Genomic DNA, 24,813 nt, shown 5'->3' on the forward strand with positions numbered 1-24,813 from the left:
CGGGCGGAGACCCGCCCCAGGAGGGATCGCCTCAGGCGAGCAGGTCGTCTACTTGTGCTTCCCCGTCACGGTACCTGCGCGCGATCTCCGCGCTGCAATCGTCGGCGGTGCGCTGGAGGCGGTGACGGCGCCGGGAGACCTGCTGCTCGTAGCGGACGAGCCGCCCCATCGCGGTGTGCAGCTCATCGTCCGTCCGGGCGTCCAGGTCGGACAGCTCCACATCGGCGAGCGTCTCCGCGGCCAGCTGCCGGTACTCGTCGCTGCGGGGCGTGGTGAGGGTGACGTGCCGGGCGGAGGACCGGTGCAGGGACGGGGTGTCGGCGAGGATCTCCGAGAGCCGGTCGACCACCGGGGACTCCGGGTCCCGGCGGCGGGCCAGCTCGGCCCTGAGGATGTCGATGCGGCCCTGCACGAGCCTGCGTACGTAACTGAGGTCGGCCTCGTCGCGCTGCGCGTCCTTGCGGAGCGTGCGCAGCTCGGGCAGGCGCAGGCCACGGAACTCGGGCTGGGCGCGCACCGCGGACAGCCCCTCCCCCGCGCCAGGCACGACGGGCTGCTCGGGGAGGGCGGACTGCTCGGGGACGGCGGGCGGCTCGTGTGCGGCGGACTGCTCGGGCACCGACATGGCCAGGGTCGCGGCCACCGGACCCGTCCCATGGACCGCGCCCTGCTGTCCCAGCTGTCCCAGCTGCCCTGGCTGCCCCGGACCCTGCGGGACACCGGTCCGCTGTACGGGTGGCCGCATGATGCCGGTACGGGTCGTCGGTACGGCACCGGGTGACTGCCCGGCTCCATATGTACTCATGCTGTTCCGTCCCCTCGGCCGGTGCGTCGGCAACACCGGCACGTGCATGGTGCCACCCCACATGCTTCCCACGCAGGTGCTCTGTACCCGTTCAGCCCAAGATAGGTTGGTCTGTATGCGTGCAGTGGTGCAGAGAGTGGACGGCGCGTCCGTCACCGTGGCCGGGGCCACGGACGGCCCTTCGGGGACCGCGGTGGTCGGCGAGATCGTCGGCGAGGGCCTGTGTGTGCTGGTGGGGGTGACCCACGGGGACACTCCGGAGAAGGCGGCACAACTCGCCCGGAAGCTGTGGAGTGTACGCATTCTGGACGGCGAGAAGTCCTGCTCCGATGTGAATGCACCGCTTTTGGTCATTTCGCAGTTCACCCTGTACGGGGACGCGAGGAAGGGCCGCAGGCCCACCTGGAACGCCGCGGCCCCCGGGGAGATCGCGGAGCCTCTGGTCGACGAGGTGGTGAGGCAGCTGCGGGCGCTCGGTGCGCAGGTGGAGACGGGCCGGTTCGGAGCGGACATGCGCGTCTCGCTCACGAACCACGGCCCGTTCACCGTACTGATCGAGGTGTAGCAGCGGTCATGGACGCCGGCGCGTAGGAGAACTACGGTTCGACGACCGTCTCCTGCGCCGCCGCCGTGTCCCCGGCCATCAGTTCGGCGTCCACGGCCACATTCCGCTTCACCAGGGCCAGGGCGATGGGACCCAGCTCGTGGTGGCGGGCGGACGTGGTGATGAAGCCGAGCTGACGGCCCTCGGGCCCGTCCGCCTTCAGCCGTACCGGCGTGCCGTGACCGGGCAGCAGGACCTCGCTGCCGTCCAGGTGCAGGAAGACCAGACGGCGCGGCGGCTTCCCCAGGTTGTGGACGCGCGCGACCGTCTCCTGGCCGCGGTAGCAGCCCTTCTGGAGGTGCACGGCGGTGCCGATCCAGCCCAGCTCGTGCGGGATGGTGCGGTGGTCGGTCTCGAAGCCGACGCGCGGCCTGTGGGTCTCGATGCGCAGCGCCTCGTACGCGAGGATGCCGACCGCCGGACCGTGCGCCGCGGCGTACGTCTCCAGGTCGTCGCGCGGCAGGAACAGGTCCCTGCCGTGCGGCGTCTCGCGTACGGCCACGCCCTCGGGGACCTCCGCGATGGAACCGGCCGGCAGGTGCACCACGGCGAAGCTGTCGGTGCGGTCGGTGACGTCGACCCGGTAGAAGAACTTCATCGACTCCAGATAGGCGATGAGCTCGCCCTGCGTGTCCGGTTCGACGTGCATCCACACGGTGTCGCCGTCGTCGACGAGGTAGAGGGCGTGCTCGATGTGCCCGTTCGCCGAGAGGATCAGCGCCTCGGTGGCCTGACCGGGCGCGAGATCGCTGACGTGCTGGGTGAGCAGGAGGTGCAGCCAGGTCAGCCGGTCGTCGCCGGTGACCGTGACCACTCCGCGGTGGGACAGGTCCACGAAACCGGTGCCGTCGGCGAGGGCGCGCTGCTCGCGGAACAGGTCACCGTAGTGCCCGGCGACACCTTCGTCGCGGCCTTCGGCGGGGACGGCGCCGGGCAGGGACAGCAAGGGGCTCTTCATGCGCCCAGCCTACGGCCCGGGGGCAAACGCCCGCCCGGGGCCTCGGCCCGCTCAGTCCCCGGAGGGCTCGGGCTGTTCCGCGGCCTTCGCCACGCAGTCCGCACAGCGGCCGAAGATCGCGAAGTGCTTCATGTCCGTCTCGAAGCCGAAGTCGCGCCGCAGCTTGGCGGTGAAGTCCTCGACCACGCCGACGTCCGCCTCGATGACGTTCGTGCAGTCCCGGCACACCAGGTGGATGTGGTGGTGGCGGTCCGCCAGGTGGTACGTGGGAGCGCCGTGGCCCAGATGCGCGTGACTGACCAGACCGAGCTCCTCCAGGAGCTCCAGGGTCCGGTAGACGGTGGAGATGTTCACACCGGACGCGGTTCTGCGCACCTCGGAGAGGATGTCGTCGGGCGTGGCGTGCTCCAGCGCGTCGACGGCCTCGAGGACGAGCTGACGCTGAGGCGTCAGCCGGTAGCCACGCTGCCGAAGATCGGTCTTCCAGTCGGTGCTCACCACAGCCCCAGTGTAGGCGGCGGTGAGCACCGGACCCAGGTTCCGTGCTTTCCCGGAGACCCCGGAGACCCCGGAGCGCCTACTTGAAGAAGGCGATGCCGTCGTCCGGCAGGTCACCGAGGCTCTTCGCCATCGCGGCGACCTCCTCCGGCGTGACGACCTTCTTCAGGTGCGCCGACATGTAGGGGCGCAGCTCGACGTCGGGGGTGGCCTTCTCGCCGACCCACATCAGGTCGCTGTTCACGTAGCCGTAGAGCCTCTTGCCGCCGCTGTACGGGCCGGAGGCCGCCGTACGGGCCACCGCGTCGGTGACCAGGTCGATCTGCGGCTTCTTGTCGGCGAGCTCGCCGTACCAGATCTCGACGATTCCCTGGTCACGGACCATGACGACCTCGACCTTGCGGTCCTTGTCGACACGCCAGTAACCGGACTCGCTCTCCAGCGGGCGGACCTTGTTGCCCTGGTCGTCGAGGACCCAGGAGTGCGAGACGTACTCCAGGAAGTCCCGGCCGTCGTGGGTGAAGGAGACTTCCTGGCCGAAGTTGCACTTCTCGGCGCCGGGGAAGTCGGACACGCCCGCGCCCGTCCAGTTACCGAGGAGGAAGACCAGCGGGACCAGGTCCGGATGGAGGTCGGACGGAATCTCGATCATGTACGGCTCAGACCATCTGTGAGGGAGAGGCGGAGTTCGGCGAGGGTCAGCGCTGGCCCTGGTAGAGCTTCTTCACGGTCAGACCGGCGAAGGCGAGCACGCCGACGCACACCAGGATCAGCAGGGCGGAGAAGAATGCCTCAAGCACGGGAGCTCCTCGGAACGAACGATGTGGCCGCAGTAAGGGGCCGGGCCCCAGCCTAATGGGTTGGGGCCCGGCGTTCTCGTCCAGGTCCTCGGCCGAGTCCTCAGCCCAGCAGCTGCGTCTGCAGGATCACCGACTGGTGGAACGGAATCCGCTCGGTGACCGCTTTGCCGTCCCTGGAGTGCACGATCAGGGCGACGGTGTCCCCGGCGACGGTGTACGCCTGCCGGACGTGCTCTGCGCCGAACGGCTTCTTCTCGCTGAACACGTACGACACGGTGTCGTGCACCCGGCCCGAGCTCCTCCAGCTCTCGTCGAAGTTCGCTTCGGGCGCCGAGGCGAGCGGCTGGCCCACGGTCGCACCCACGTAGAGGTCGTCGCGGAAGGCCTCCGCGAACGCGGTCGAGTTGAACCGCAGCAGATAGATCCGGGACTCGGTGCCGTCCGGCATCGTCCAGCCGCGGGCCGCGATGTGCCGCAGCGCGGAGTCGCGGAGCGTCTGGGTGATCTCGGCACGCTGGTCGGCCTCGTACTCGGAGACGTACTGCGCGGTAGTCACCCAGCCGCCGGTCAGCTTCTTGTCCTGGGTGGCTCCGGCCGGCACGGGCAGCAGCAGTTCCCGCAGGTCGGCGTGGTGCACCCCGGCGACGTTGCCGTGAGAGAGGGGCCTCGGCGCTCCGGACGGCAGGGCGGGCAGGGAGAGCTCGGGGTAGTCCCAGCGGCCGTCGCCCTCGGTGGCGAGACCGGGGACATCGGTGCGCTCCATGGACGCGATGCCGTACGCCGTGCCGGTACCGAGGCCGCCGCACACCAGCACGGCGGCGGTCCAGCGCGCGACGGCACGCAGCACGCGGCGCGGCGGGCGGGGAGCGGCGGGCGGTTCGGCCTGGAGAGCCGGGGCGGGCTGCTCGGTCGGCGCGGGCGGTGCGGGCGGTGCGGGCGGTGCGGGCGGTGCGGGCAGTACCGGCGCTTCGGACGGCGCGGATGCTTCGGCCGGGGCGGGCTGCTCGGTCGGCTCGGTCATATGTACTCCCCCGGGGACGCGATGTGGTCCAGCTGGTCCTTGAGCAGGTCCGCTACGGCGCCGGTGTCGAACGGCTCGCTGCCCGTCGCCGAGACGATCAGGAGCACCCCGCCGTCGTAGGCGACGCAGTTCATGCCGTCGAGGTCGGACTTGGTGTCCTTGGGCATCCGGAAGCACGTGGCGTGCTTGTGACCCTTGATCTTCGGGCCGTCGCGGAAGACGCCGACGGCGTCCATCAGCGCGTTCCTGAAGGTGTACATGTCGCGGACGGCCTTGCGGTCCTTCATCTTCACGATCTGCGTCTCCACGACGAGGTCGTCGGTGTCGGCGACGTACGAACGCTGCGCGAGGCCCTGGATGTCGTACCGGTCGATCCGCTTCTCCAGCTCGCGGCGCTGCTTGCCGGCCAGCCCGCGGCCGGACTCCTTCATCGCCGCCGCGGCCTTCCTGCCGCTCGTCTCGCTGTCGTTGCCGTCGGCGTCCATGTCGGGGCCGAGACGGAAACCGGAGGGGACCGGCAGCAGCAACTTGCTCATCTCGGTGCCGGCGCGGCCCCGGGGCGGGTCGCCCGCCGGGTCCTTGGCCGGCTCACGGTCCGGCCTCTGCCAGACGGCGGTGGTGACGGTCCGGTCGGCCCCGTCCACGGTGGACTTCGTGTACGCGGCCGCGCCGCCGACCGCACCGAGCACCAGGACGAAGGGCAGGGTCCCGAGGACCACCCGGCGCACCCTGCCGGTCCGCACGGGAGTGTCGGCCGGGGCGGGAGTGTCAACCAGGGCGGGAGTGACAGCCGGATCGGGTGTCACGGCCGGGGCGGGTGTGGTGTCGTCGTTCACAGGCGCTCCAGCTGTCGCTCGGCCAGGGTGCGGATGTCCTTCTTGGCGATCGGCTTGCTGTCGAAGATGTTGATCTCCACCATCACGTCGCCTCGCTGCGCGACAGCGCGGGCCCGGTAGAGCGGCAGATAGCCCGGTTCGTTACGGACCTTGTAGAGGTAGTAGCGGCCGTTGCCACTCCCCTTGAGCGCGTTTCCCGCATTGCCGGCGCCGTTCTTGCTGTTGCCCATGTACGACATCTGGCCTTCGGCGTGATCGACGGCGCCCCGTTCCGTACCGCTGCGGAACTGGATGAGCCAGACGTTGACCTCACGGTCGCCGCGCTCCCAGGTAGCGCCCGCGACCCGGCGGAGGTCGGAGGAGGCGAGCTCCTCGTACATGTACGCCTCGTCCTTGAAATCATGGGCGTAGTCCTCAAGGCTCGCCCACCCGTCGCTGAACCACGTGTCCTCGACCTCGCGCAGGCCGGCAGGCTTGGCGATCAGCAGCTTGCGCAGATCGCCGTCCGTCCTGACCTGACGGTCCTGCGAAACGGGCAGCGGGTCCGGGGTCTTGTCCGCGGGCAGCGGCTTCGCCGGGTACGCGAGGTCCGGCTGGGAGAGCGCGGTCAGCGGCGTCGGTGCGCGCTCGGCCTGGATGCCGTATCCGGCGGCCGTACCGCCCGCGATACCGAGCAGCGCGGCGGCGGCGATCAGCAGTGTCGTGCGGCCCCGCGGGCGCGGGCGCCGGGCGGTGCTCGGAGCGGTTGCCGGAATGACCGGCGGCGCGAGCGGCTCGGGTGGAACTTCGGGCGGCGCGGGCAGAGCCGCCGGCTCGGCCTGCACATCAGAAATGGTGTCGTTCAGTTCCAAAAGGGGGTCCCCCCACGAGACCTGAGGCGCAGATTCCGTTACCTGCGCATCCAACTGACCCTCGGGTACCCGGGTAGGTTGCACGGCCGCCTATTACAGTTCGGCATATGCCGAAGAAGCTCGTGATCAAGGTGACCGCCGGGGCCGATTCTCCCGAGCGCTGCTCTCAGGCCTTCACCGTGGCGGCCGTGGCCGTCGCCAGCGGTGTGGAGGTCTCGCTCTGGCTGACCGGCGAGTCCGCCTGGTTCGCCCTGCCCGGCCGTGCCGCCGAGTTCGAGCTGCCGCATTCCGCCCCGCTGCCCGACCTGGTCGAGGCGGTCCGCACGGGTGGCCGGATCACCCTGTGCACGCAGTGCGCGGCGCGGCGGGACATCACGGAGAAGGACGTCCTGGAAGGCGTACGCATCGCGGGCGCCCAGGTGTTCGTGCAGGAGATCATGGCGGACGGCGTCCAGGCGCTCGTCTACTGATCCCCGTCCACTGATCCGCCCGCTACGGCCGCCGTTTCTTGCCGTCGAGCTCGTCCCACCACTCGTCGGACCGCGGGTCGCCCGACGGGTCGTCCCACCAACGGTCGTCCGGGCCGCGCCGGTTGGCCACCAACGCCGCTACCGGCGGGATGACCATCGCCACGACGCACATGCCGACGGCCACCGGGACCGACCAGAGGCGCACGACCGCCCAGGCGGAGACGAAGAGGACGATGCATCCGCCCATCAGCAGGAAATAGGCCCGGCGGCGCCGTGCGTACATACCTCCAGGGTAGGACCGGACGGCGCGAAGGGCCGCACCCCTGCTCAGGTGGCGTCCAACCCCCTGGGGTGCGGCCCTCCGGCCGGTCATGCGCCAGGGCCCGTCCGGAGGACAGGCCCTGGGGAATCACACAGCGATGGCGACCTCGGAGAGGCCTCCGGTCTGCGCGACGACCGTGCGGTCCGCGCTGCCGCCCGGGACGAGGGCGCGGAGCGTCCAGGTGCCCTCGGCCGCGTAGAAACGGAACTGTCCGGTCGCCGAGGTCGGGACCTCGGCGGTGAACTCGCCGGTCGAGTCCAGCAGGCGGACGTAGCCGGTTACGGGCTCGCCGTCACGGGTCACGCTGCCCTGGATGGTGGTCTCACCGGGCTTGATCGTCGAGGCGTCGGGGCCGCCGGCCTGTGCTCCACACATGGTGTTCTGTCCTTCTGGTCGGGTGTCGTGCTGGTCGGTGGTCCGCAGGCCTACTTGTTGGCGCCGAGCTCGATCGGCACACCCACGAGGGAGCCGTACTCGGTCCACGAGCCGTCGTAGTTCTTGACGTTCTCCTGGCCGAGGAGCTCGTGCAGCACGAACCAGGTGAGCGCGGAGCGCTCACCGATGCGGCAGTACGCGATGGTGTCCTTCGCCAGGTCGACCTGCTCGGCCTCGTAGAGGGCCTTGAGCTGCTCGTCCGACTTGAAGGTGCCGTCGTCGTTGGCGTTCTTCGACCACGGGATGTTGCGGGCGCTCGGCACGTGGCCGGGGCGCTGCGACTGCTCCTGGGGGAGGTGCGCCGGGGCGAGCAGCTTGCCGCTGAACTCGTCGGGCGACCGCACGTCGACCAGGTTCTGGTTGCCGATCGCCTTCACGACGTCGTCACGGTAGGCGCGGATCGACTCGTCCTGCGGCTTGGCCTTGTACTCGGTGGCCGGGCGGGACGGGATCTGGTCGCCGTCGACGAGGTCGCGGGAGTCGAGCTCCCACTTCTTGCGGCCGCCGTCGAGCAGCTTGACGTCCTGGTGGCCGTAGAGCTTGAAGTACCAGTAGGCGTAGGACGCGAACCAGTTGTTGTTGCCGCCGTAGAGGACCACGAGGGTGTCGTTGCCGATGCCCTTCTCGGACAGGAGCTTCTCGAAGCCGGCCTGGTCGATGAAGTCACGGCGTACCGGGTCCTGGAGGTCCTTGGTCCAGTCGATCCGGATCGCGTTCTTGATGTGGTTCTTCTCGTACGCCGAGGTGTCCTCGTCGACCTCGACGATGGCAACCTTCGGGTCGTCGAGGTGGGCCTCGACCCAGTCGGCGTCTACCAGAACGTCAGCGCGGCTCATGTGTTTCTCCTCCGGGGCAGTCTGCGGCGGGGTGGTGCGAGGTGCGGGGTGTACACGCGGACGCACGGCGGTGCGTGTACGGAGGCACGGGGCGGGCCCTGAGAACGTCGAGGGGCCCGGGGGAAACGGGAGGCGATCCCGCTCAGAAGGTGCGACAGAGCATGGCGGCGACGCGGCACAGGTCTACTGCCCGCCGCTTCGTGAGGTCCGCCTGTCGCTTCATGGGTCCGATCGTAGGGAGGTACGGGTGGAGATGTCACCGCCGTGTCGGATGGTGAGACACGATCGTCCGCGATGCGAGACGCGATCGGGCCCCGGCCGGGCGGGGAGCCGCCGCGGGGAGGCGGGCGAACCCGAGCCACCCGAGGACCGGACAGCGCCGTCTCACCATGTGGATGAGCGGGGGATTCCGGTCGGTCTACGGAGGTACGGGCGGTAAGTCCGGCGGCAGAGGCGGTCGGGGCAGCCGAAGAAGCGGGGGTCTCAAGGGCCAGTACCGAAGGAACAGGGGATGTCTCAGGGACCAGCGCCGAAGAAGCGGCGGTGGTCCCAGGGACTACCCGGCGAGCGCGACGTCCGCGCCCTTCACCGAGATCTCCAGGCCGCTCTCGGTGACCTCGATCCTGTCCAGCTCCATACCGCTCGGAAGGCCGCCGATACCGCGCTCGAAGTCCGTCTTCTGACGGACCAGCCCCTCAAGGCCGGGGATGCCCTCGCCCGGGACCTCGTCCGCGTGGACCCGGACGGTGTCGCCGTCGACCAGGGTGACGGTCGAGAGAACGCTGCGCGACAGGGTCCGCCCGAGCACGCTTATCGCGCCGGTGACCTTCACCTTGCCGTCGCCGCCGTAGGCCACCGTGACGTCCTTGTCGGCCGCCTCGGTGAGGTCCTCGTACGAGACGACGGCCGTACCCGTGGCCCGGGCGGCCGTCGCGCTGGTGTAACCCTCGCCGAGGGTCACCTGGTGGAGCTGCGCCCTGATCTCACTGATCCGGAGGGTGCGTCCGGCGGCGTTCGTCCGTATGCCCGTCAGCTTGACGTCGACCTGGCCGAGCTCCGATCCGGCCACCTGGGTGAGGAACGGGAAGCCCTTGATCGAGACCTCCGTCGAGCCCGCCTCCGCACCGCTGAGCCGCACCCGTCCCTCGGCCTCGGACTCGGCGAAAGACACCGCGGCGCGGTCCACGGCGACGAAGACGCCGGCCAGGACCACCGCGACGATCAGCAGTATCCGCAGTGCACGCATGACTGTTCCTCCCCCACCCGAGCGCTCGGACCCCTGGTGCGCGTGAGCCTACTGCGACGCGGCAGGCCCGTGGTGATCGACGAACGGGGCCGCCACCCGGTTCCCCCGGCCGCGGCGAAGGGCCGGAAAGCGATGAAGAACACGTCGCGGCAGGGGGACTTGGGGGAAGGGGCCGGCCAACGGCCGGACCACGTCAGCCGATCGCGCGGCCGATCAGATAGACGGCGGGCGCCGCGGCCGTCAGAGGAAGTGCCACCCCGGCCGTCATGTGCACGAAGCGCGACGGGTAGTCGTAACTCGCCACCCGCAGCCCGATCAGCGCGCAGACGCCGGCCGCGAGCCCGAGGAACGCCGCCTCGGAGCCGAAGTCGGTGAACCCGCCCGCCGCGACCCCCGCACCGGCGGCCGCGAGCAGCGCCACGACGACCGAGGCGGCGCCCGGCAGCGGAAGTGCCCTGGCGAGCACGGCTGCGGCCACGGCGACCCCGCCCACGGTCACCGCGTCCGGAGTCGCCGCCAGGTGCCCGGCCGCGAGGACGGCGAGCGCCGCGGACACGACGGTGGCCATCAGCCCGTACATCCGCTCGTCGGCACCCGCGTGGCTGCGCAGCTGGAGGACCAGGGTGAGCAGCACCCAGACACCGAGGGCGCCGAGGAGCGCCGCCGCCGCGTTCTCGCGGCCCGCCACGAGCAGCGCGACATCGGCGGCGAGACCGCCCATGAAGGCGAGCGCGATGCCCTGCCGGGCGGGCCACATGCCGTTGAGCCTGAACCATCCGGCGGCCGTCACCGCCTGGAGCAGGACGAGCGGTACGAGCAGGGCGTACGAGCCGATCGCCGCCCCCACCGCGAGCAGCAGACCGAGGACCGCGGTGATCGCGGCCGGCTGCATCCCCGGCGCGATGACCGGCGAACGGCCCTCCGCGCGGGCGCGCTGGGCGTCGGTGATCCTGGCGTTGCCCACGGTGGAGGGCGCGCTGTACGCGGCGGCATCCGGCATGCCGGAGGCGCTGTCCGGCACGGCGGCCGGGGCGGCGGGTGCGGCGGCGGGAGCTTCGGGCGGCAGGGGATACGAACCCGACTGCGACTGATGCCCCTGCGACTGCTGCTGGTACGGCTGCTGCTGTGCCTGCGGCTGCACGGTCGGCTGGTACTGGGTGTCCCAGGTCTGCCCCTGCCAGGTCTGCGTCGCACCCTGGTCGGAACCACCGTGTCCCTCGGGCGAGCCGGGCACCTGCTGCGCCTGGTGCGTCGGCCAGGCGGGCTGCGCGTCGTACCGGGACGGGTCGCCGTAGGGCTGCTGGGGCTGTGCCGGCTGCGCGTGGGCCTGGTCGGCGTACTGACCGGCGTACGGGTCCGCGTGGTGCTGCCCGCCGTACTGCCGGCCTTCGTGCGACTGGCCGTCGTACTGCTGGCCGTCGTACTGCTGACCGTCGTACTGCTGACCGTCGTGCGACCGGCCCGCGTACGGGTCGGCGGGCGGTCGTGCGCCCGGGTCCCCGTACGCGTCGTACTGCCCGCCGTACGGATACTGCTGATCGCTGCTGCTCATGGTCTGCGGTTCACCCTCCTGCGAACGGCGGGAGCACCTCGACCGTGCCGCCCTCGGCAAGCCGTACGGTCTCATGGCCACGGGTCCCGACGGGGTCACCGTCGATGAGGAACGAACACCTCTGCAGTACGCGCGTCAGCTCGCCCGGGTGCCGTTCGCGCACCGCTTCGAGCGCCTCGGCGAGCGTCGCCGCTGCGTACGGTTCCTCCGCGGTCCCCGCGGCTGCCTTGGCCGCGGCCCAGTAGCGGATCGTTCCCGCTGCCATGGCTCCACCCTCTCCTCGTCCGTCAGTTGTCCATCATCGGTCACCGCGACGCCGTCCAGTCGGCGATGCGGGTGAGCAAGCTCTCGTCGGCCGCGTTCTCCGCGTGCCCCATGCCGCGCTCCAGCCACAGTTCCGCACCGCCCGCGGCGGCCTCCGCCAGCATCCGGGGGTGGTCGAGCGGGAAGTAGGGGTCCTGGTCACCGTGCACGATCAGCAGCGGGACCGGCGCGATCAGCGGGACGGCGGCGACCGGCGGGAGCGGCACCGGGTCCCACTCCCTGCGGTCGATCCGGGTCCTGAACCCGTAGCGGCCGACGATCCGGCCCGCCGGGCGGGTGACGACCCAGTGCAGGCGGCGCATCGGTGCCGTACCCCGGTAGTACCAGCGTGCGGGGGCGCTCACGGAGACCACAGCGTCCGTGTGCTCCGCAGTGCGCGCTTCCGTGCGCCCCTCGCGCGCTGCAATGCCTCCGAGAGACGTGCCCGACGTCTCCGGCAGGCCGGCCGCGTCGGCGGCATCTGACGGCTGCGTATACAAAGCGGCGTGTCTCAGGGCCACGGAACCGCCCATGGAGAACCCGACCGTAACGACCCGCTCATGCCCCAGTGACCGGGCCCACGCCACCGCGGCGGCCAGATCCAGCACCTCGCGGTCCCCCACCGTCGACACCCCGCCGGACCTCCCGTGCCCCCGGAACGAGAACGTGATCACGGCCGCACGCTGCGCGAACACCCGGGCGGCACGGCGCACCGCGGGCCGGTCGGCCGAACCGGTGAACCCGTGCGCGATGACGATCGCGGTCCCTGCCCCCACCCCTTCGGGCGAGGCCCCGGCACCCGCCGTACACGGCTCGTACACCGCCTCGATCCGTGTCCCGTCATCCGTGCGCAACACGCTCCGCAACGGAGCCCGCGTGATCAAGCGAACAGAAGAACTCGGAAACGGACCCTCGGAGACAGAACGCATGTGGGTTATTCTGCTTCGAAGAGGACTCGGGCAATGCAGCCCCCGGGTCCTTTTGTGCTTTCCACGCGTTGTTACGGAGACGTTTCAACAAGCTCAGCGGCCTCAGGGCGCGGGGCCGTACCAGTAATTCGTACGAAGCAGTGCCGCACTACTCCCCCGGGTCCGACCCGGGAGTGCCCCTCTCGCAGGGAACGAGGAGGACTGACGTAATGGGCGAGCGAACCGTGCACGATCGACCGACGACCCAGGCAGGTGGGCGGCGATGAGTTCACTGCTGCTTCTGACCAATGCGCTCCAACCGTCGACGGAGGTGCTTCCCGCCCTCGGTCTACTGCTGCACAGCGTGCGGGTCGCCCCCGCCGAAGGACCCGCTCTCGTCGACACCCCGGGTGCCGACATCATCCTGATCGACGGCCGCCGCGACCTTCCGCAGGTGCGCTCGCTCTGTCAGCTGCTGCGGTCCACCGGACCCGGCTGTCCGCTGATACTGGTCGTCACGGAGGGCGGCCTCGCGGCCGTCACCGCCGACTGGGGCATCGACGACGTGCTGCTGGACACCGCCGGCCCTGCCGAGGTCGAGGCCAGGCTGCGGCTGGCCACCGGGCGTCAGCAGATCGTCTCCGACGATTCCCCGATGGAGATCCGCAATGGTGATCTTTCGGTGGACGAGGCGACGTACAGCGCGAAACTGAAGGGCCGGGTCCTCGACCTGACCTTCAAGGAATTCGAACTGCTCAAGTATCTCGCCCAGCACCCGGGCCGGGTTTTCACCCGCGCCCAGTTGCTCCAGGAGGTCTGGGGTTACGACTACTTCGGCGGCACGCGGACGGTCGACGTCCATGTCCGGCGGCTGCGCGCCAAGCTCGGTCCCGAGCACGAGTCGCTGATCGGCACGGTCCGAAACGTCGGCTACCGCTTCGTCGCTCCGGAGAAGGTGGAGCGCGCGGCGGCCGAGGAGGCCAAGGCCCAGGCGTCGGTGAGGAGCACTCCGGAACCCGTAACCCGTTCGGAGCAGCCGGAGGAGTCCGAGGTCACGGAAGAAGCCCCGGTCCGACCTGCCGCGAGGTAGGTCCATCCGCGTAGACTGCCGCGCGTGGCCAAGGTGACGCGGGACGATGTGGCGAGACTGGCGGGGACGTCGACCGCGGTCGTCAGTTACGTCATCAACAACGGACCCCGGCCGGTTGCCCCGGCCACGCGCGAGCGGGTACTCGCCGCGATCAAGGAGCTGGGCTACCGGCCCGACCGGGTCGCCCAGGCGATGGCCTCGCGGCGGACCGACCTCATAGGCATGATCGTGCCGGACGCCCGCCAGCCGTTCTTCGCGGAGATGGCGCACGCGGTCGAACAAGCAGCGTCCGAACGAGGGAAGATGGTCCTCGTCGGCAACTCCGACTACCGCGACGAACGCGAGGTCCACTACCTGCGCGCGTTCCTCGGTATGCGGGTCTCCGGACTGATCCTGGTCAGCCAGGGCCCCAGCGAGCGGGCCGCGGCCGAGATCGAGGCGTGGGACGCCCGCGTGGTGCTGCTGCACGAGCGGCCCGAGGCGATCGACGACGTCGCGGTCGTCACGGACGACGTGGGCGGCGCCCAGCTCGCCACCCGTCACCTGCTGGAACACGGATACGAGTACGTGGCGTGCCTCGGCGGCACGGAGCAGACCCCCTCGGTCGGCGACCCGGTCGCGGACCACGTCGAGGGCTGGCGCCGGGCGATGCACGAATCCGGGCGGTCCACGGAGGGCCGGCTCTTCCAGGCCCCGTACAACCGTTACGACGCCTACCAGGCGGCCCTGCGGCTGCTGGCGGGACCCGACAGACCCCCGGCGATCTTCTGCTCCACGGACGACCAGGCCATCGGTGTGCTGCGGGCGGCGCGCGAGCTGCGTATCGATGTGCCGGGCGAGCTGGCGGTGGCGGGCTTCGACGACGTGAAGGAAGCCGCTCTCACCGATCCGCCGCTGACGACGATCTCCTCCGACCGTCCGGCGATGGCACGGGCCGCCGTGGACCTGGTCCTCGACGACTCACTGCGGGTGGCGGGCTCGCGCCGCGAGCGGCTGAAGCAGTTCCCCTCCGCGCTGGTGGTCCGGCAGTCGTGCGGCTGCGGGGAGCCTCCGGTCCAGTCCCCGTAAGCCTCGAAGGACCCCGCCGTCCCGGCTTTATATGGGGCATACAGGGTTCTGCCGGGCTTCTCAGGACACGCTCAGCCTGCTCTCATCTTCGGCGGACACGCTCGTGTACATGACTGAGAGCCACCGCCCGAGCGGCGAGTACGCGATGGACCCGACGTATGCCCCGTACGGGAACGGCGGCGCGGCCTACCCGCCGCCGCCCCCGTACGAGCCCGCGCAGCCGTTCGCCACGGGTCCCGGCACCACGGTGTGGCCCGGCAGCGGCGGCGCCGACGCCGGTGGCCCCGGCGGCTACCCGCCGCCGCCCGCTCCCGAACCGGCGAGGCCCTCACGCCGTGCCAAGCGTCCGGTCGCACTGCTCGCGGCCGTGGCGATCGCCGCCTCGGTGGTCGGCGGGGGCACCGCGACGCTCATCGGGCAGTTCACCGACGGCGGCACGGCCACCCCGGCCTCCGGCGGCGCCGTCCAGGGCACGACCGTCTCGCAGAGCAGCGCCGGGACGGTCTCCGGTGTGGCGGCGGCCGTGTCGCCCGCGATCGTCGAGATCGGCGCGACGTCGACGGCCGGCCAGTCCACCGGCTCCGGGGTCGTCATCACGTCCGACGGCGAGATCATCACCAACAACCACGTCATCTCCGGCGCCTCCGAGATCGAGGTCACCCTCAGCACCGGCAAGAAGTACACCGCCGACGTCGTCGGCACCGACCCCGACAAGGACCTCGCGCTCATCAAGCTCCAGGGTGCGAGCGGGCTGAAGACCGCCTCGCTCGGCGACTCCTCCCAGGTGAAGGTCGGCGACCAGGTCGTGGCCATCGGCTCCCCCGAAGGCCTGACCGGCACCGTCACCAGCGGCATCGTCTCGGCCCTCGACCGCGACGTCACCGTCGCGAAGGACTCCGAGGGCTCGGACCAGGGCCAGGGGCAGCGGCAACAGGGCGGCGGCGACTGGCCGTTCGAGTTCGGCGGGCAGCAGTTCAACGGCGACACGGGCTCGTCGAAGACCACGTACAAGGCGCTCCAGACCGACGCCTCGCTCAACCCCGGCAACTCCGGCGGTGCGCTGATCAACATGAACGGCGAGATCATCGGCATCAACTCCGCGATGTACTCCCCCAGTTCGTCCAGCTCCGCGGCGGGCAGCGTGGGCCTCGGCTTCGCCATCCCCGTCGACACGGTCAAGGCCGACCTCGACAGCCTGCGGGCGGGCAACGGCTCCTGACCGCGGTTCCACGCGCCAACAGGCCGAGGAGGCCGCCATGAACGACAGCTCCGACGGTTCCGACGGGTCGGGGACCGGCCCGGCCGGCCTGGCCCTGCCCCTCGCGCTCGCCACCGCCATGGCCGCCCGGACGCCACCAGTGCGTCCCCACGAGATCAGCGCCGCGTCGGACCCCACCGGCCGCGAGCGCCGCGCCGCACGCCGCCGCGCCCTTGCCGTGCGAGGCTGACAGCACCCTGATGAGTCCGGACCGAGAAGAGGACGACCAGCGATGAGCCCCGCCGAAGACGATCCGCAGCGCATCCTGATCGTCGACGACGAGCCCGCCGTGCGCGAGGCCCTGCAGCGCAGTCTCGCGTTCGAGGGATACGGCACCGAGGTGGCCGTCGACGGGTACGACGCCCTCGCCAAGGCGGAGTCGTACACCCCCGACCTGATCATCCTGGACATCCAGATGCCGCGCATGGACGGCCTCACCGCCGCCCGCCGCATCCGGTCCACCGGCGCCACCACACCCATCCTGATGCTCACCGCCCGCGACACCGTCGGGGACAGGGTCACCGGCCTGGACGCGGGTGCGGACGACTACCTGGTCAAGCCCTTCGAGCTGGACGAACTGTTCGCCCGCATCCGCGCCCTGCTGCGCCGCAGCTCGTACGCGACGGCGGTGGGCGCGGACGTCCCGGACAACGACGTGCTGTCCTTCGCCGACCTGCGGATGGACCTGAACACCCGCGAGGTCACGCGCGGCACCCGCCGCGTCGAGCTGACCCGTACGGAGTTCACGCTCCTGGAGATGTTCCTGGCACACCCCCGCCAGGTGCTGACGCGTGAGCAGATCCTGAAGGCGGTCTGGGGCTTCGACTTCGAGCCGAGCTCCAACTCCCTGGACGTGTACGTCATGTACCTGCGCCGCAAGACCGAGGCGGCCGGCGAACCCCGCCTGGTCCACACGGTCCGGGGCGTGGGGTACGCGCTGCGGTCGGGGGGTGGGGAGGGGTGACAGGCCCCTTGCGCCGCTTCCGCGCCCTGCCGCTCCGCTCCCGCCTGGCCCTGCTGGTCGCCACGGCGGTGGCGGTGGCGGTGGCGGCGGTGGCGGGGGCCTGCTGGTTCGTGACGAAGGCGCAGCTGGAACGCCAGCTGGACGACTCGCTGCGCAACTCGCAGGTCGACGCGATCTACCTGACCAACCTCTACGCGTACTGCAAGGGCACCACCCCGATTCCGCCGCGGCCGTTCGCCGGGGCGTACACCGTGCAGCTCGTGGACTCCCAGGGCACCGTGTGCATCGCCCCCGACGAGACGTCGAAGCTTCCGGTCAGCGATGCCGACATCGCGGTGGCCGAGGGAGACCGGCGCTACGCCCTGCACACGTCGACCGCGGCGGACGACACGCAGATGCGCGTGTACACCTACCAGCTGCAGGCCGGTGACCGACCCGGCCGGATCGCCGTGTCCATCGCCCGTCCGATGAACGAGATCGACGACCCCCTGTCCACCCTCGCCTGGGTCCTCCTCATCGTCTCCGGCATCGGCGTCGTCGGCGCCGGCGCCGCGGGCCTGTGGATCGCCCGCTCAGGTCTGCGTCCCGTCGACGAGCTCACCGAGGCCGTCGAGCACGTCGCCAGGACCGAGGACCTCACCGTCCGGATCCCTGTCGAGGGCGAGGACGAGATCGCGCGCCTGTCCCGGTCCTTCAACTCGATGACCGCTTCGCTGGCCACCTCCCGCGACCGACAGTCCCAGCTGATCGCGGACGCGGGCCACGAGCTGCGCACCCCGCTCACCTCGCTGCGGACGAACATCGAGCTGCTCGCCCGCAGCGACGAGACCGGCCGGGCCATTCCGCCCGACGACCGCAAGGCGCTGATGACCTCGGTCAAGGCGCAGATGACCGAGCTGGCCTCCCTCATCGGTGATCTCCAGGAGCTGGCCCGCCCCGACGCGGCCCAGCCCGGCCCCCTCCAGGTCGTCGCGCTGCACGACATCACCCGTACCGCCCTGCAGCGGGCCCGGCTGCGCGGCCCCGAGCTGAGGATCACGGAGGAGCTCGCCCCCTGGTACGTACGGGCGGAGCCGGCCGCGCTGGAGCGTGCCGTCGTCAACGTCCTGGACAACGCCGTGAAGTTCAGCCCGCCGGGCGGAACCGTCGACGTCACCCTGGACCGGGGCGAGCTGACCGTACGGGACCACGGCCCGGGTATCCCCGCCGACGAACTGCCGCACGTCTTCGAACGCTTCTGGCGCTCCCCGTCGGCCCGCCAGCTCCCGGGCTCCGGACTCGGTCTCTCCATCGTGGCGCGCACGGTCCAGCAGGCCGGTGGCGTGATCGCCCTGAGCCCGGCGGAGGGCGGCGGCACGGCGGCCACGATCCGCCTCCCGGGCGCACCGCAGCCGCCGCCGGAGCTCTGAGCGCTCCTCAGGCCGCCGGGTTGTGCCGGATCAGCGACTCGACCAGGCCGGAGCGGGTCGCCGGGTAGTCCAGCGGGACGATGCCGAGCCCGGTCCAGCCCGCCGCCTCCGCCCCGTCGAGGAACGAGTGGACCTGCGGGTTGAGCCGGTCGGAGTTCCAGCGCGGCGGCATCAGGGCCGCGGTGCTCACGTAGTTCATGAACAGCTTGCCGGGCTGCTGCGCGGCCTTGCGGAACTGCGCCACGATCTTCGGGTACTTGCCGAACGGCTCGGCCATGTAGTCGTCCTGGATGTCGAAGACGCCCGGGTCCGCGTACCGGACCCCCGGCAGACCGCCGTTGTCGGCGAGCACCACGACCTTGCCCCGGGCTCCGCCGAGGTCCGGGAGCGCGGAGTCGAGCCGCAGGAGCGGGCGCCAGCCCTTGCCGTCGAGGTAGAGGTCGAAGATCCGCCGGAACGCGGCGTCGCTCTCCTGCGAGTACTCCTGCTTGACCCGCATCAGCACGGTCTCCGATGGCCGCTGGGCCAGGAAGTCCCGGCAGGCGCCGAGGACATCGTCGAAGTTCAGGTTCTGGTACGACGCTCCGTGGTGGATGGCGTACGCGTCGCCGCTGATCCGGCAGCGTATGTCCAGGAAGCGGATGCCGCTGTTGAGCTGCTCGGCGACCGTGGTGTTCTGGCACGCCGTCCAGGGGCCGCCGTACCGGGCCCCCGAGTTGTGCGTTCCCGGGATCGTGAGGCGTTGCAGCGGGGTGGCGTCGGCGATGCCGCCCATCCAGTCCCGCGTGCCGAGGACCCGGCCGGCGGCCGCGACGCCGGGTGTTGTGCCGATGAGGACTCCGGCGGTGGTGGCCAGGGCGCCGGTGAGGAAGGTCCGGCGGCTGGCGGTGTAGGGGCTCATACGGGGAGGCCTCCGTCGGCTGTGGGGGAGGCCTGAAATTATGTCGGGTACACCTCAAAACTGGAACAGGGCGGAGACGCACGCGGTGAAATGACGGAAGCGGGGCGCCGGGCCTCTCGGCCCGCCGCCCCGCTCCGTCGTGTCCGCAGGTGGTTACTTGATGACCGTGATCCGGTCCGTCGCCGGCGGGGCCAGCGGCGCGGCGGCCGTGGAGTGCGCCGCCAGGTAGGCGTTGAACAGGTCCAGGTCGGAGGCGCCGACCAGCTTGTTCGTGCCCTGGCCGAGGGCCGCGAAGCCGTCGCCGCCGCCCGCGAGGAACTCGTTCATCGCGACGCGGTAGGAAGCCGCCGGGTCGATCGCCGCACCGTTGAGCTTCACGCTGTCGACGACCACGCGGGCCGCGCCCGTCTTCGTCATGTCCAGCGTGTAGGTGAGGCCCTCGGACACCTGGAGGATCTTCGGGGACGCCTCGTTCGAGCCGCTGACCTGCTGCTGGAGCGCGGCGATCAGCTGCGCGCCGGTCAGGTCGACGACGTTCATCATGTTCGTGAACGGCTGGACGGTGAACGCCTCGCCGTACGTCACCACTCCGTCGCCCTCACTGCCGGACGCCGTGTAGACGAGGTCGGAGCGGATACCGCCCGGGTTCATGAAGGCGACCTGCGCCCCGCCCTTGTCCGCCGGGGCCAGGCCCTCCAGCTGCGCGTCGGCGATCAGGTTGCCGAGCGGCTTCTCGGGGGCGGTGGAGCCGCGTCCGTTGATGTCGGCGGAGATGAAGCCCTGCGGCCGGCTGGCGATCGGCGCCGCGAGGGTGTTCCAGCGGGCGATCAGGGCCGTCATGTCGGTGGCCTTGGCCTGGTTCCGGTGGACGACGTGGTTCGTCGACGTCACCGACTTCACCGACGTACGGACGATGTCCTTGGTGCGGCGGTCGTACGTGAGCGTCGTGTCCGTGTAGATCTTGCCGAACGACGAGGCCGAGGTGACCATGCGCGGCTTGCCCGCCGGGTCCGGGACGGTGCAGACGTACGCCTGGTGGGTGTGGCCCGTGACCAGGGCGTCGACCTTGGGCGTGATGCCCTTGGCGATGTCGACGATCGGCCCGGAGATGCCGTCACCGGCGCCGGGGCTGTCGCAGTCGTAGTTGTACGCGGTGGAGGCCGGGGCGCCGCCCTCGTGGATCAGCGCGACGATGGACTTGACGCCCTGGCGGTCCAGCTCCTTGGCGTACTTGTTGACCGTCTCGATCTCGTCGTGGAACTTCAGACCCTTGACGCCGTTGGCCGTGACGATGTTCGGCGTGCCCTCCAGGGTCACTCCGATGAAGCCGATCTTGACGCCGTCCTTCTTCCACACCGTGTACGGCTTGAGGATCGGCTTGCCGGTCTTCTCGTTCGTCACGTTGGCCGCGAGGTACGGGAAGTCGGCGCCCTCGAAGGTCTTGCCCTGCTCGTAGCAGCCCTCGACCGGGTGACAGCCGCCGTTCTGGAGGCGTCCCAGCTCGGTGGCACCCTCGTCGAACTCGTGGTTGCCGACCGCAGTCACATCGAGGTCGAGCCCGTTGAGCGCCTCGATGGTGGGCTCGTCGTGGAAGAGACCGGAGAGCAGCGGGCTCGCGCCCACCATGTCGCCCCCGGCCGCGGTGACGGAGTACGGGTGGCCCTGGCGCGCGGTGCGCAGCGCGGTCGCCAGGTACTCCACGCCACCGGCCGGGATGGCCTTCGTCGTGCCGTCGGCCTGCTTCTCGGTGACCGAGCCGGCCGAACCGGCCGGCGGCTCCAGGTTGCCGTGCAGGTCGTTGAAGGACAGCAGCTGCACGTCTACGGTGCGCCCGGACCCGTGGCCCGCGCCCCGGTCATCGGCACCGGCCGGCATCGCGGCGACGAGTGCGCCGACGGTGGCGAGACCGGCCGCGGCGGCGAGCACCCGCCGGGACGCACGGTTCTTCTGCGGAGTCGCTGACATCGGTCCCCTTTGAGTTCAGCGGGAGGTTTGGGAGTTGCGGAGAAGGTGAAGACTTCCGGACGCAGCCTAGAGTCAACGCGCGTAGCGCGACAGGGTTTTCGGGTTACGACCGGGTTGCTTCCCGGTCGGTAGGGGGCCGAAGGGCGCACATCCCCCTTTGGCGCACATAGCCGGGCAGAAACGTCACTGCACGGAGGCGCGTCACCAGCCGGTACGCCCCCGGCAGCCATCGGACCCGTGACGACCCGCGCCGCACCCCCGCTTCCCCCACCCCGCCCGCCGTACGCTCGTAGACATGACGACAGACGTACCCCTCCCCTCCCCCGGACGCGAGATTCAGACCCTCGACGCGCTCACCCCCGAGCAGGCCGAAGCCGTCCTCGACCTGCTCGCAGAGGCCACCCGGACCGACGGCAGGCAGGCGGTCTCCGAGCAGGGGCGTCTCCAGCTCAGGGGCGGGCACCGCGAAGGCGTACGGCACTTCCTGCTCACCATGGACGGCGTGCTCGCCGCGTACGCGCAACTGGAGGACACCGACCCCGTCGAGGCGCCGGCCGCCGAACTCGTCGTGCACCCCTCCCACCGCGGCCACGGGCACGGGCGCGCGCTCGGCGCGGCCCTCCTCGCCTCGACCGGCAAGCGGCTGCGGGTCTGGGCGCACGGGGGCAAGTCCGCGGCCCGGCATCTCGCCCAGGTCCTCGGCCTCTCCCTCTTCCGCGAACTGCGCCAGCTGCGGCGCCCCTTGGCCGGGTCCGTCATCGCGGAGCCGGTGCTGCCGCCGGGTGTCACGATCCGTACGTTCGTCCCCGGCGAGGACGACGCGGCCTGGCTCGCGATCAACCGCGCCGCCTTCGCCCACCACCCCGAGCAGGGCTCCCTGACCCAGCGGGACCTGGACGACCGCAAGGCCGAGCCCTGGTTCGACCCGAAGGGCTTCTTCCTCGCCGAACGCGACGGCGAGCTCATCGGCTTCCACTGGACGAAGGTGCACGCCGAGGAGCAGATCGGCGAGGTGTACGTGGTCGGCATCCTCCCCGAGGCGCAGGGCGGCGGCCTCGGCAAGGCGCTGACCGCGATCGGCCTGCGCCACCTGGCCTCCGAGGCGCTGCCGACCGCGATGCTCTACGTGGACGCGGACAACGTGGCGGCCCTGAAGGTGTACGAGCGGATGGGCTTCGTGACGCACGAGGTGGACCTGATGTACCGCACGGAGTCCTGAGCCGCGACAACTCCCCCGGGGGCGGCGCCTCTTGACGCCGCCCCTCCCTTACGCCACCCTTTCACTACTCAATTAGTGAAAGGGTGGTGAACATGGCAGAGTCCGCAGCGGTCGAGTTCCGCATCGACCGGCGCAGCGGCATCGCCACGTACCTCCAGATCGTCCAGCAGACCAAACAGGCCCTGCGCCTGGGCGTGCTGGAGCCGGGAGACCGGCTGCCCACCGCACGCGAGGTCGTCGAGGCCACGGCCATCAATCCCAACACCGTGCTCAAGGCCTACCGCGAGCTCGAACGCGAGGGCCTGGTCGAGGCACGCCGCGGGCTCGGCACCTTCGTCCGACGCACGCTCGGCAGTCCCGCGACGGCCACGGACGCGCCGCTGCGCTCCGAGCTCGCCGACTGGGTACTCAGGGCCCGCACCGCAGGACTGGAGAAGGACGACGTGAGCGCGCTCTTCACCGCCGTACTGGACAGCACATTCAAGGGGGACAAGGACCGATGACAGGCTCCGCGATCGAGGCGAACGGCCTCGGGATGAAGTACGGCCGCCGGGCGGGCGGGTGGGCACTGCGCGACTGTTCGTTCCGGCTGCCCGCAGGACGGGTCTGCGCCCTCGTCGGCCCCAACGGCGCGGGGAAGTCCACCCTGCTCGCACTGACGGCCGGTCTGCTCCGGCCGACCGAGGGATCGGTCCGGGTCCTCGGCTCCGACGCGCCGGGCGACATGCGGGACCGCATCGCGTACGTGTCCCAGGACAAGCCCCTGTACCCGCAGCTCACCGTGGCCGACACCCTCTGGGCCGGCCAGGAACTCAACCCCGCGCGCTGGGACCGGGCCGCGGCGGACCGGATCGCCTCGTCGCTCCCGCAGGACGCCAAGGTCCGCACGCTCTCCGGCGGCGGGCGCACCCGGCTCGCCCTCGCGCTGGCGCTGGGCAAGCGGCCCACGCTGATGCTGCTGGACGAGCCGATGGCCGACCTCGACCCGCTCGCCCGCCACCAGCTGATGGGCGTCCTGATGGCGGAGGCCGCCGAGCACTCCACCACCATCGTGATGTCCTCGCACATCCTCACCGAGCTGGAGGGCGCCTGCGACTACGTCCTCCTGGTCGACGGCGGACGGGTCCGGCTCGGCGGCGAGACGGAGGACATCGTCGGCGCGCACGCGGTCCTGACCGGACAGACCCGCGACCTCGCCCCGCACACGGTCGTCGAGTCCCGCACGACGGGCCGTCAGCTCACCGCACTCGTACGGACGGAGGGCCCGGTGGACGACACCGCCTGGGACGTGACGGAACCGTCTCTGGAGGAGCTGCTGCTCGCCCACCTCCGCTCCCCGGAAGCCCCGGCGCTGCTCACACCGAGCGCGCGGCACGAGAGCCGTGAGGCGGTGGCGTCCGCATGAGCACGCTCACCGCACCACAGCGCCAGGCACCTGACACCGGCAACAGACGGGGCCCTGCCCGGGTCCTGCTGCGTCAGCACCGCAAGGCCCTCTGGGCGGCGGGGGCGCTGCTGGTTCTCGGCGTCGGCATCGTGGCCGCGCTCCAGATATGGGTCGCGTCCGCGTCCGGGAAGGAGCGTTGCCCGGACGGCGACACCACCCGGTGTGGCGACGGCAGCTACCTCCCCACCTACGCGCGCACGTCCACCGAGCAGTACATGTCCGACGGCGGCATGGTGCTGCTCGTACTCGCCGGCCTCGTCGGTGTCTTCGTGGCAGGGCCTCTGATCGCCCGGGAGCTGGAAAGCGGAACGTTCCGGATGGCGTGGACCCAGTCGGTCCCGCCCGCCCGGTGGCTGGCGGCCCGGCTCGCCGTCCCCGCGGCCGTGGCGGTCACCGTGATCACCGTCCTGTCCCTCGTCTACCGCTGGGGGTGGACGAACATCCACGACAAGCCGTTCACGTCCCTCCCCTGGTACGGAACCGGCATCTACCCCGGCCTCGGTCCCGTCGCCGTCGCGTACGGGCTGCTCGCGGTGGCCGTCGGCGCGCTGTGCGCCGTAGTCATCCGCCGCACCCTGCTGTCCATGTCCGCCACCGCCCTCGCGCTCGGCGTGGTCATGCTCGGCCTGTCCGAGCGCCGATACGAACTCTGGCCGACCGTTCAGTACCTCGGCAAGGACATTCCATGGGGCGCCAACAGCTGGCACGTCGAAGGAGGGATGCTCACCGCGTCCGGCAAGAAGCTGCTCTGGCAGGACTGCACCGGGACCAGCCCTCTCTTCGACTCCGCGGCGTGTATGCGCGAGCGAGGCGGCGTCACCGACTTCGCCGAGATGCACCCCGTCTCGCACTTCTGGCCCCTCCAGCTCGTGGAGACGGGCATCCTGCTCGCCCTCGCCGCGACAGCCGTGGCCCTGGCCTTCCGGGCCCTGCGCCGCCTGCACAGCTGACCCGGACCGTACGCCGCGCCCCGGCCGGGGCGCGGCGTACGGTGTCCCCCGCCGCGCCCCACCGGTCCCGCACACCGCAGCCTGCATGTCATGTCGC

General features: G+C 71.0%; 29 protein-coding genes. 12 read left to right on the forward strand and 17 right to left on the reverse strand.

Translation table 11 applies throughout. The features are described 5' to 3' along the window. Positions 1-31: 31 nt before the first annotated feature. Complete coding sequence (locus tag AB0C82_RS06510; protein WP_362836836.1) at positions 32-805, reverse strand: ABC transporter substrate-binding protein; 774 nt, start codon at positions 803-805, stop codon at positions 32-34. 115 nt (positions 806-920) lie between these two features. Between AB0C82_RS06510 and dtd the strand changes: the two genes are divergently transcribed. Continuing rightward, the gene (dtd, locus tag AB0C82_RS06515; protein ID WP_362836838.1) at positions 921-1,370 is read left to right on the forward strand and encodes a D-aminoacyl-tRNA deacylase; all 450 of its coding nucleotides are present in this window, start codon (positions 921-923) and stop codon (positions 1,368-1,370) included. Positions 1,371-1,401: 31 nt separating this feature from the next. Here dtd and AB0C82_RS06520 read toward each other — a convergent pair whose 3' ends face one another. The 6 genes from AB0C82_RS06520 to AB0C82_RS06545 form a co-directional block, all read right to left on the reverse strand. Beyond that, entirely contained in the window at positions 1,402-2,367 is a 966-nt protein-coding gene (locus AB0C82_RS06520; protein ID WP_362836840.1) for a folate-binding protein, read from the reverse strand. Positions 2,368-2,418: 51 nt separating this feature from the next. Next, positions 2,419-2,868 carry a Fur family transcriptional regulator gene (locus AB0C82_RS06525; protein WP_362836842.1) on the reverse strand — a complete coding sequence of 150 codons (450 nt, stop codon included), beginning with the start codon at positions 2,866-2,868 and terminating at the stop codon, positions 2,419-2,421. 76 nt (positions 2,869-2,944) lie between these two features. Then, positions 2,945-3,517: an FABP family protein gene (locus AB0C82_RS06530; RefSeq protein WP_362836844.1), complete on the reverse strand. Its 573-nt coding sequence runs from the start codon at positions 3,515-3,517 to the stop codon at positions 2,945-2,947. A gap of 248 nt (positions 3,518-3,765) precedes the next feature. Then, positions 3,766-4,686 carry a hypothetical protein gene (locus tag AB0C82_RS06535; protein WP_362836846.1) on the reverse strand — a complete coding sequence of 307 codons (921 nt, stop codon included), beginning with the start codon at positions 4,684-4,686 and terminating at the stop codon, positions 3,766-3,768. Next, positions 4,683-5,462 carry a hypothetical protein gene (locus AB0C82_RS06540; protein ID WP_362837093.1) on the reverse strand — a complete coding sequence of 260 codons (780 nt, stop codon included), beginning with the start codon at positions 5,460-5,462 and terminating at the stop codon, positions 4,683-4,685. The genes AB0C82_RS06535 and AB0C82_RS06540 overlap by 4 nt, the downstream gene beginning before the upstream one ends. A gap of 56 nt (positions 5,463-5,518) precedes the next feature. After that, positions 5,519-6,373, reverse strand: coding sequence for a hypothetical protein (locus AB0C82_RS06545; RefSeq protein WP_362836848.1), 855 nt, complete (start codon positions 6,371-6,373; stop codon positions 5,519-5,521). Positions 6,374-6,480: 107 nt separating this feature from the next. On the opposite strand from AB0C82_RS06545, the gene AB0C82_RS06550 reads away from it, so the two are divergent. Further along, positions 6,481-6,843: a DsrE family protein gene (locus AB0C82_RS06550; protein WP_362836850.1), complete on the forward strand. Its 363-nt coding sequence runs from the start codon at positions 6,481-6,483 to the stop codon at positions 6,841-6,843. A 22-nt stretch (positions 6,844-6,865) separates the two neighbouring features. On the opposite strand, the gene AB0C82_RS06555 is transcribed toward AB0C82_RS06550, so the two are convergent. The 8 genes from AB0C82_RS06555 to AB0C82_RS06590 all read right to left on the reverse strand — a co-directional run bounded on the left by AB0C82_RS06555 (position 6,866) and on the right by AB0C82_RS06590 (position 12,466). Then, positions 6,866-7,126 carry a DUF3099 domain-containing protein gene (locus tag AB0C82_RS06555; RefSeq protein ID WP_362836852.1) on the reverse strand — a complete coding sequence of 87 codons (261 nt, stop codon included), beginning with the start codon at positions 7,124-7,126 and terminating at the stop codon, positions 6,866-6,868. 126 nt (positions 7,127-7,252) lie between these two features. Continuing rightward, positions 7,253-7,540 (reverse strand): DUF1416 domain-containing protein, encoded by a 288-nt coding sequence (locus AB0C82_RS06560; protein WP_003968135.1) that lies wholly within the window; start codon positions 7,538-7,540, stop codon positions 7,253-7,255. Between the two features lie 50 nt (positions 7,541-7,590). Then, entirely contained in the window at positions 7,591-8,436 is an 846-nt protein-coding gene (locus tag AB0C82_RS06565; RefSeq protein ID WP_362836854.1) for a sulfurtransferase, read from the reverse strand. A 142-nt stretch (positions 8,437-8,578) separates the two neighbouring features. Beyond that, a complete protein-coding gene (locus AB0C82_RS06570) occupies positions 8,579-8,659 on the reverse strand; it encodes a putative leader peptide (RefSeq protein ID WP_350310325.1) in 81 nt (26 codons plus the stop codon). Positions 8,660-8,992: 333 nt separating this feature from the next. Further along, positions 8,993-9,682 (reverse strand): DUF2993 domain-containing protein, encoded by a 690-nt coding sequence (locus tag AB0C82_RS06575; RefSeq protein ID WP_362836856.1) that lies wholly within the window; start codon positions 9,680-9,682, stop codon positions 8,993-8,995. Positions 9,683-9,875: 193 nt separating this feature from the next. Beyond that, positions 9,876-11,234, reverse strand: coding sequence for a hypothetical protein (locus tag AB0C82_RS06580; RefSeq protein WP_362836858.1), 1,359 nt, complete (start codon positions 11,232-11,234; stop codon positions 9,876-9,878). A 10-nt stretch (positions 11,235-11,244) separates the two neighbouring features. Next, positions 11,245-11,499 carry a MoaD/ThiS family protein gene (locus tag AB0C82_RS06585; RefSeq protein WP_328904981.1) on the reverse strand — a complete coding sequence of 85 codons (255 nt, stop codon included), beginning with the start codon at positions 11,497-11,499 and terminating at the stop codon, positions 11,245-11,247. A 40-nt stretch (positions 11,500-11,539) separates the two neighbouring features. Continuing rightward, positions 11,540-12,466 carry an alpha/beta fold hydrolase gene (locus tag AB0C82_RS06590; protein WP_362836860.1) on the reverse strand — a complete coding sequence of 309 codons (927 nt, stop codon included), beginning with the start codon at positions 12,464-12,466 and terminating at the stop codon, positions 11,540-11,542. 262 nt (positions 12,467-12,728) lie between these two features. Here AB0C82_RS06590 and AB0C82_RS06595 point away from each other — a divergent pair, with 262 nt between their 5' ends. The 6 genes from AB0C82_RS06595 to AB0C82_RS06620 all read left to right on the forward strand — a co-directional run bounded on the left by AB0C82_RS06595 (position 12,729) and on the right by AB0C82_RS06620 (position 18,234). Then, positions 12,729-13,535, forward strand: a complete 807-nt coding sequence (locus tag AB0C82_RS06595; RefSeq protein WP_362836862.1) for a response regulator transcription factor — start codon at positions 12,729-12,731, stop codon at positions 13,533-13,535. 24 nt (positions 13,536-13,559) lie between these two features. After that, complete coding sequence (locus AB0C82_RS06600) at positions 13,560-14,603, forward strand: LacI family DNA-binding transcriptional regulator (RefSeq protein WP_362836864.1); 1,044 nt, start codon at positions 13,560-13,562, stop codon at positions 14,601-14,603. Positions 14,604-14,712: 109 nt separating this feature from the next. After that, positions 14,713-15,822: a trypsin-like peptidase domain-containing protein gene (locus AB0C82_RS06605; protein WP_362836866.1), complete on the forward strand. Its 1,110-nt coding sequence runs from the start codon at positions 14,713-14,715 to the stop codon at positions 15,820-15,822. Positions 15,823-15,859: 37 nt separating this feature from the next. Beyond that, a complete protein-coding gene (locus AB0C82_RS06610) occupies positions 15,860-16,051 on the forward strand; it encodes a hypothetical protein (RefSeq protein ID WP_362836868.1) in 192 nt (63 codons plus the stop codon). A 42-nt stretch (positions 16,052-16,093) separates the two neighbouring features. Then, entirely contained in the window at positions 16,094-16,825 is a 732-nt protein-coding gene (locus AB0C82_RS06615) for a response regulator transcription factor (protein WP_362836870.1), read from the forward strand. Then, a complete protein-coding gene (locus AB0C82_RS06620) occupies positions 16,822-18,234 on the forward strand; it encodes a HAMP domain-containing sensor histidine kinase (protein ID WP_362836872.1) in 1,413 nt (470 codons plus the stop codon). The genes AB0C82_RS06615 and AB0C82_RS06620 overlap by 4 nt, the downstream gene beginning before the upstream one ends. Before the next feature lie 7 nt (positions 18,235-18,241). On the opposite strand, the gene AB0C82_RS06625 is transcribed toward AB0C82_RS06620, so the two are convergent. Both AB0C82_RS06625 and AB0C82_RS06630 read right to left on the reverse strand, forming a co-directional pair. Then, positions 18,242-19,135, reverse strand: coding sequence for a phosphatidylinositol-specific phospholipase C (locus AB0C82_RS06625; protein ID WP_362836874.1), 894 nt, complete (start codon positions 19,133-19,135; stop codon positions 18,242-18,244). A 153-nt stretch (positions 19,136-19,288) separates the two neighbouring features. Further along, complete coding sequence (locus AB0C82_RS06630) at positions 19,289-21,100, reverse strand: bifunctional metallophosphatase/5'-nucleotidase (protein ID WP_362836876.1); 1,812 nt, start codon at positions 21,098-21,100, stop codon at positions 19,289-19,291. 295 nt (positions 21,101-21,395) lie between these two features. Between AB0C82_RS06630 and mshD the strand changes: the two genes are divergently transcribed. From mshD to AB0C82_RS06650, 4 genes are all read left to right on the forward strand, one after another. Beyond that, positions 21,396-22,319, forward strand: coding sequence for a mycothiol synthase (gene mshD / locus AB0C82_RS06635; RefSeq protein ID WP_362836878.1), 924 nt, complete (start codon positions 21,396-21,398; stop codon positions 22,317-22,319). 92 nt (positions 22,320-22,411) lie between these two features. Continuing rightward, complete coding sequence (locus AB0C82_RS06640; RefSeq protein WP_362836880.1) at positions 22,412-22,822, forward strand: GntR family transcriptional regulator; 411 nt, start codon at positions 22,412-22,414, stop codon at positions 22,820-22,822. Further along, a complete protein-coding gene (locus tag AB0C82_RS06645; RefSeq protein ID WP_362836882.1) occupies positions 22,819-23,724 on the forward strand; it encodes an ABC transporter ATP-binding protein in 906 nt (301 codons plus the stop codon). The genes AB0C82_RS06640 and AB0C82_RS06645 overlap by 4 nt, the downstream gene beginning before the upstream one ends. Then, the gene (locus AB0C82_RS06650) at positions 23,721-24,716 is read left to right on the forward strand and encodes an ABC transporter permease (RefSeq protein WP_362836884.1); all 996 of its coding nucleotides are present in this window, start codon (positions 23,721-23,723) and stop codon (positions 24,714-24,716) included. Before AB0C82_RS06645 ends, AB0C82_RS06650 begins: the two co-directional genes overlap by 4 nt. Positions 24,717-24,813 lie beyond the last annotated feature (97 nt).

This window comes from Streptomyces sp. NPDC048560 (assembly GCF_040650955.1).
In the GTDB taxonomy this organism is placed as follows: Bacteria; Actinomycetota; Actinomycetes; order Streptomycetales; family Streptomycetaceae; genus Streptomyces.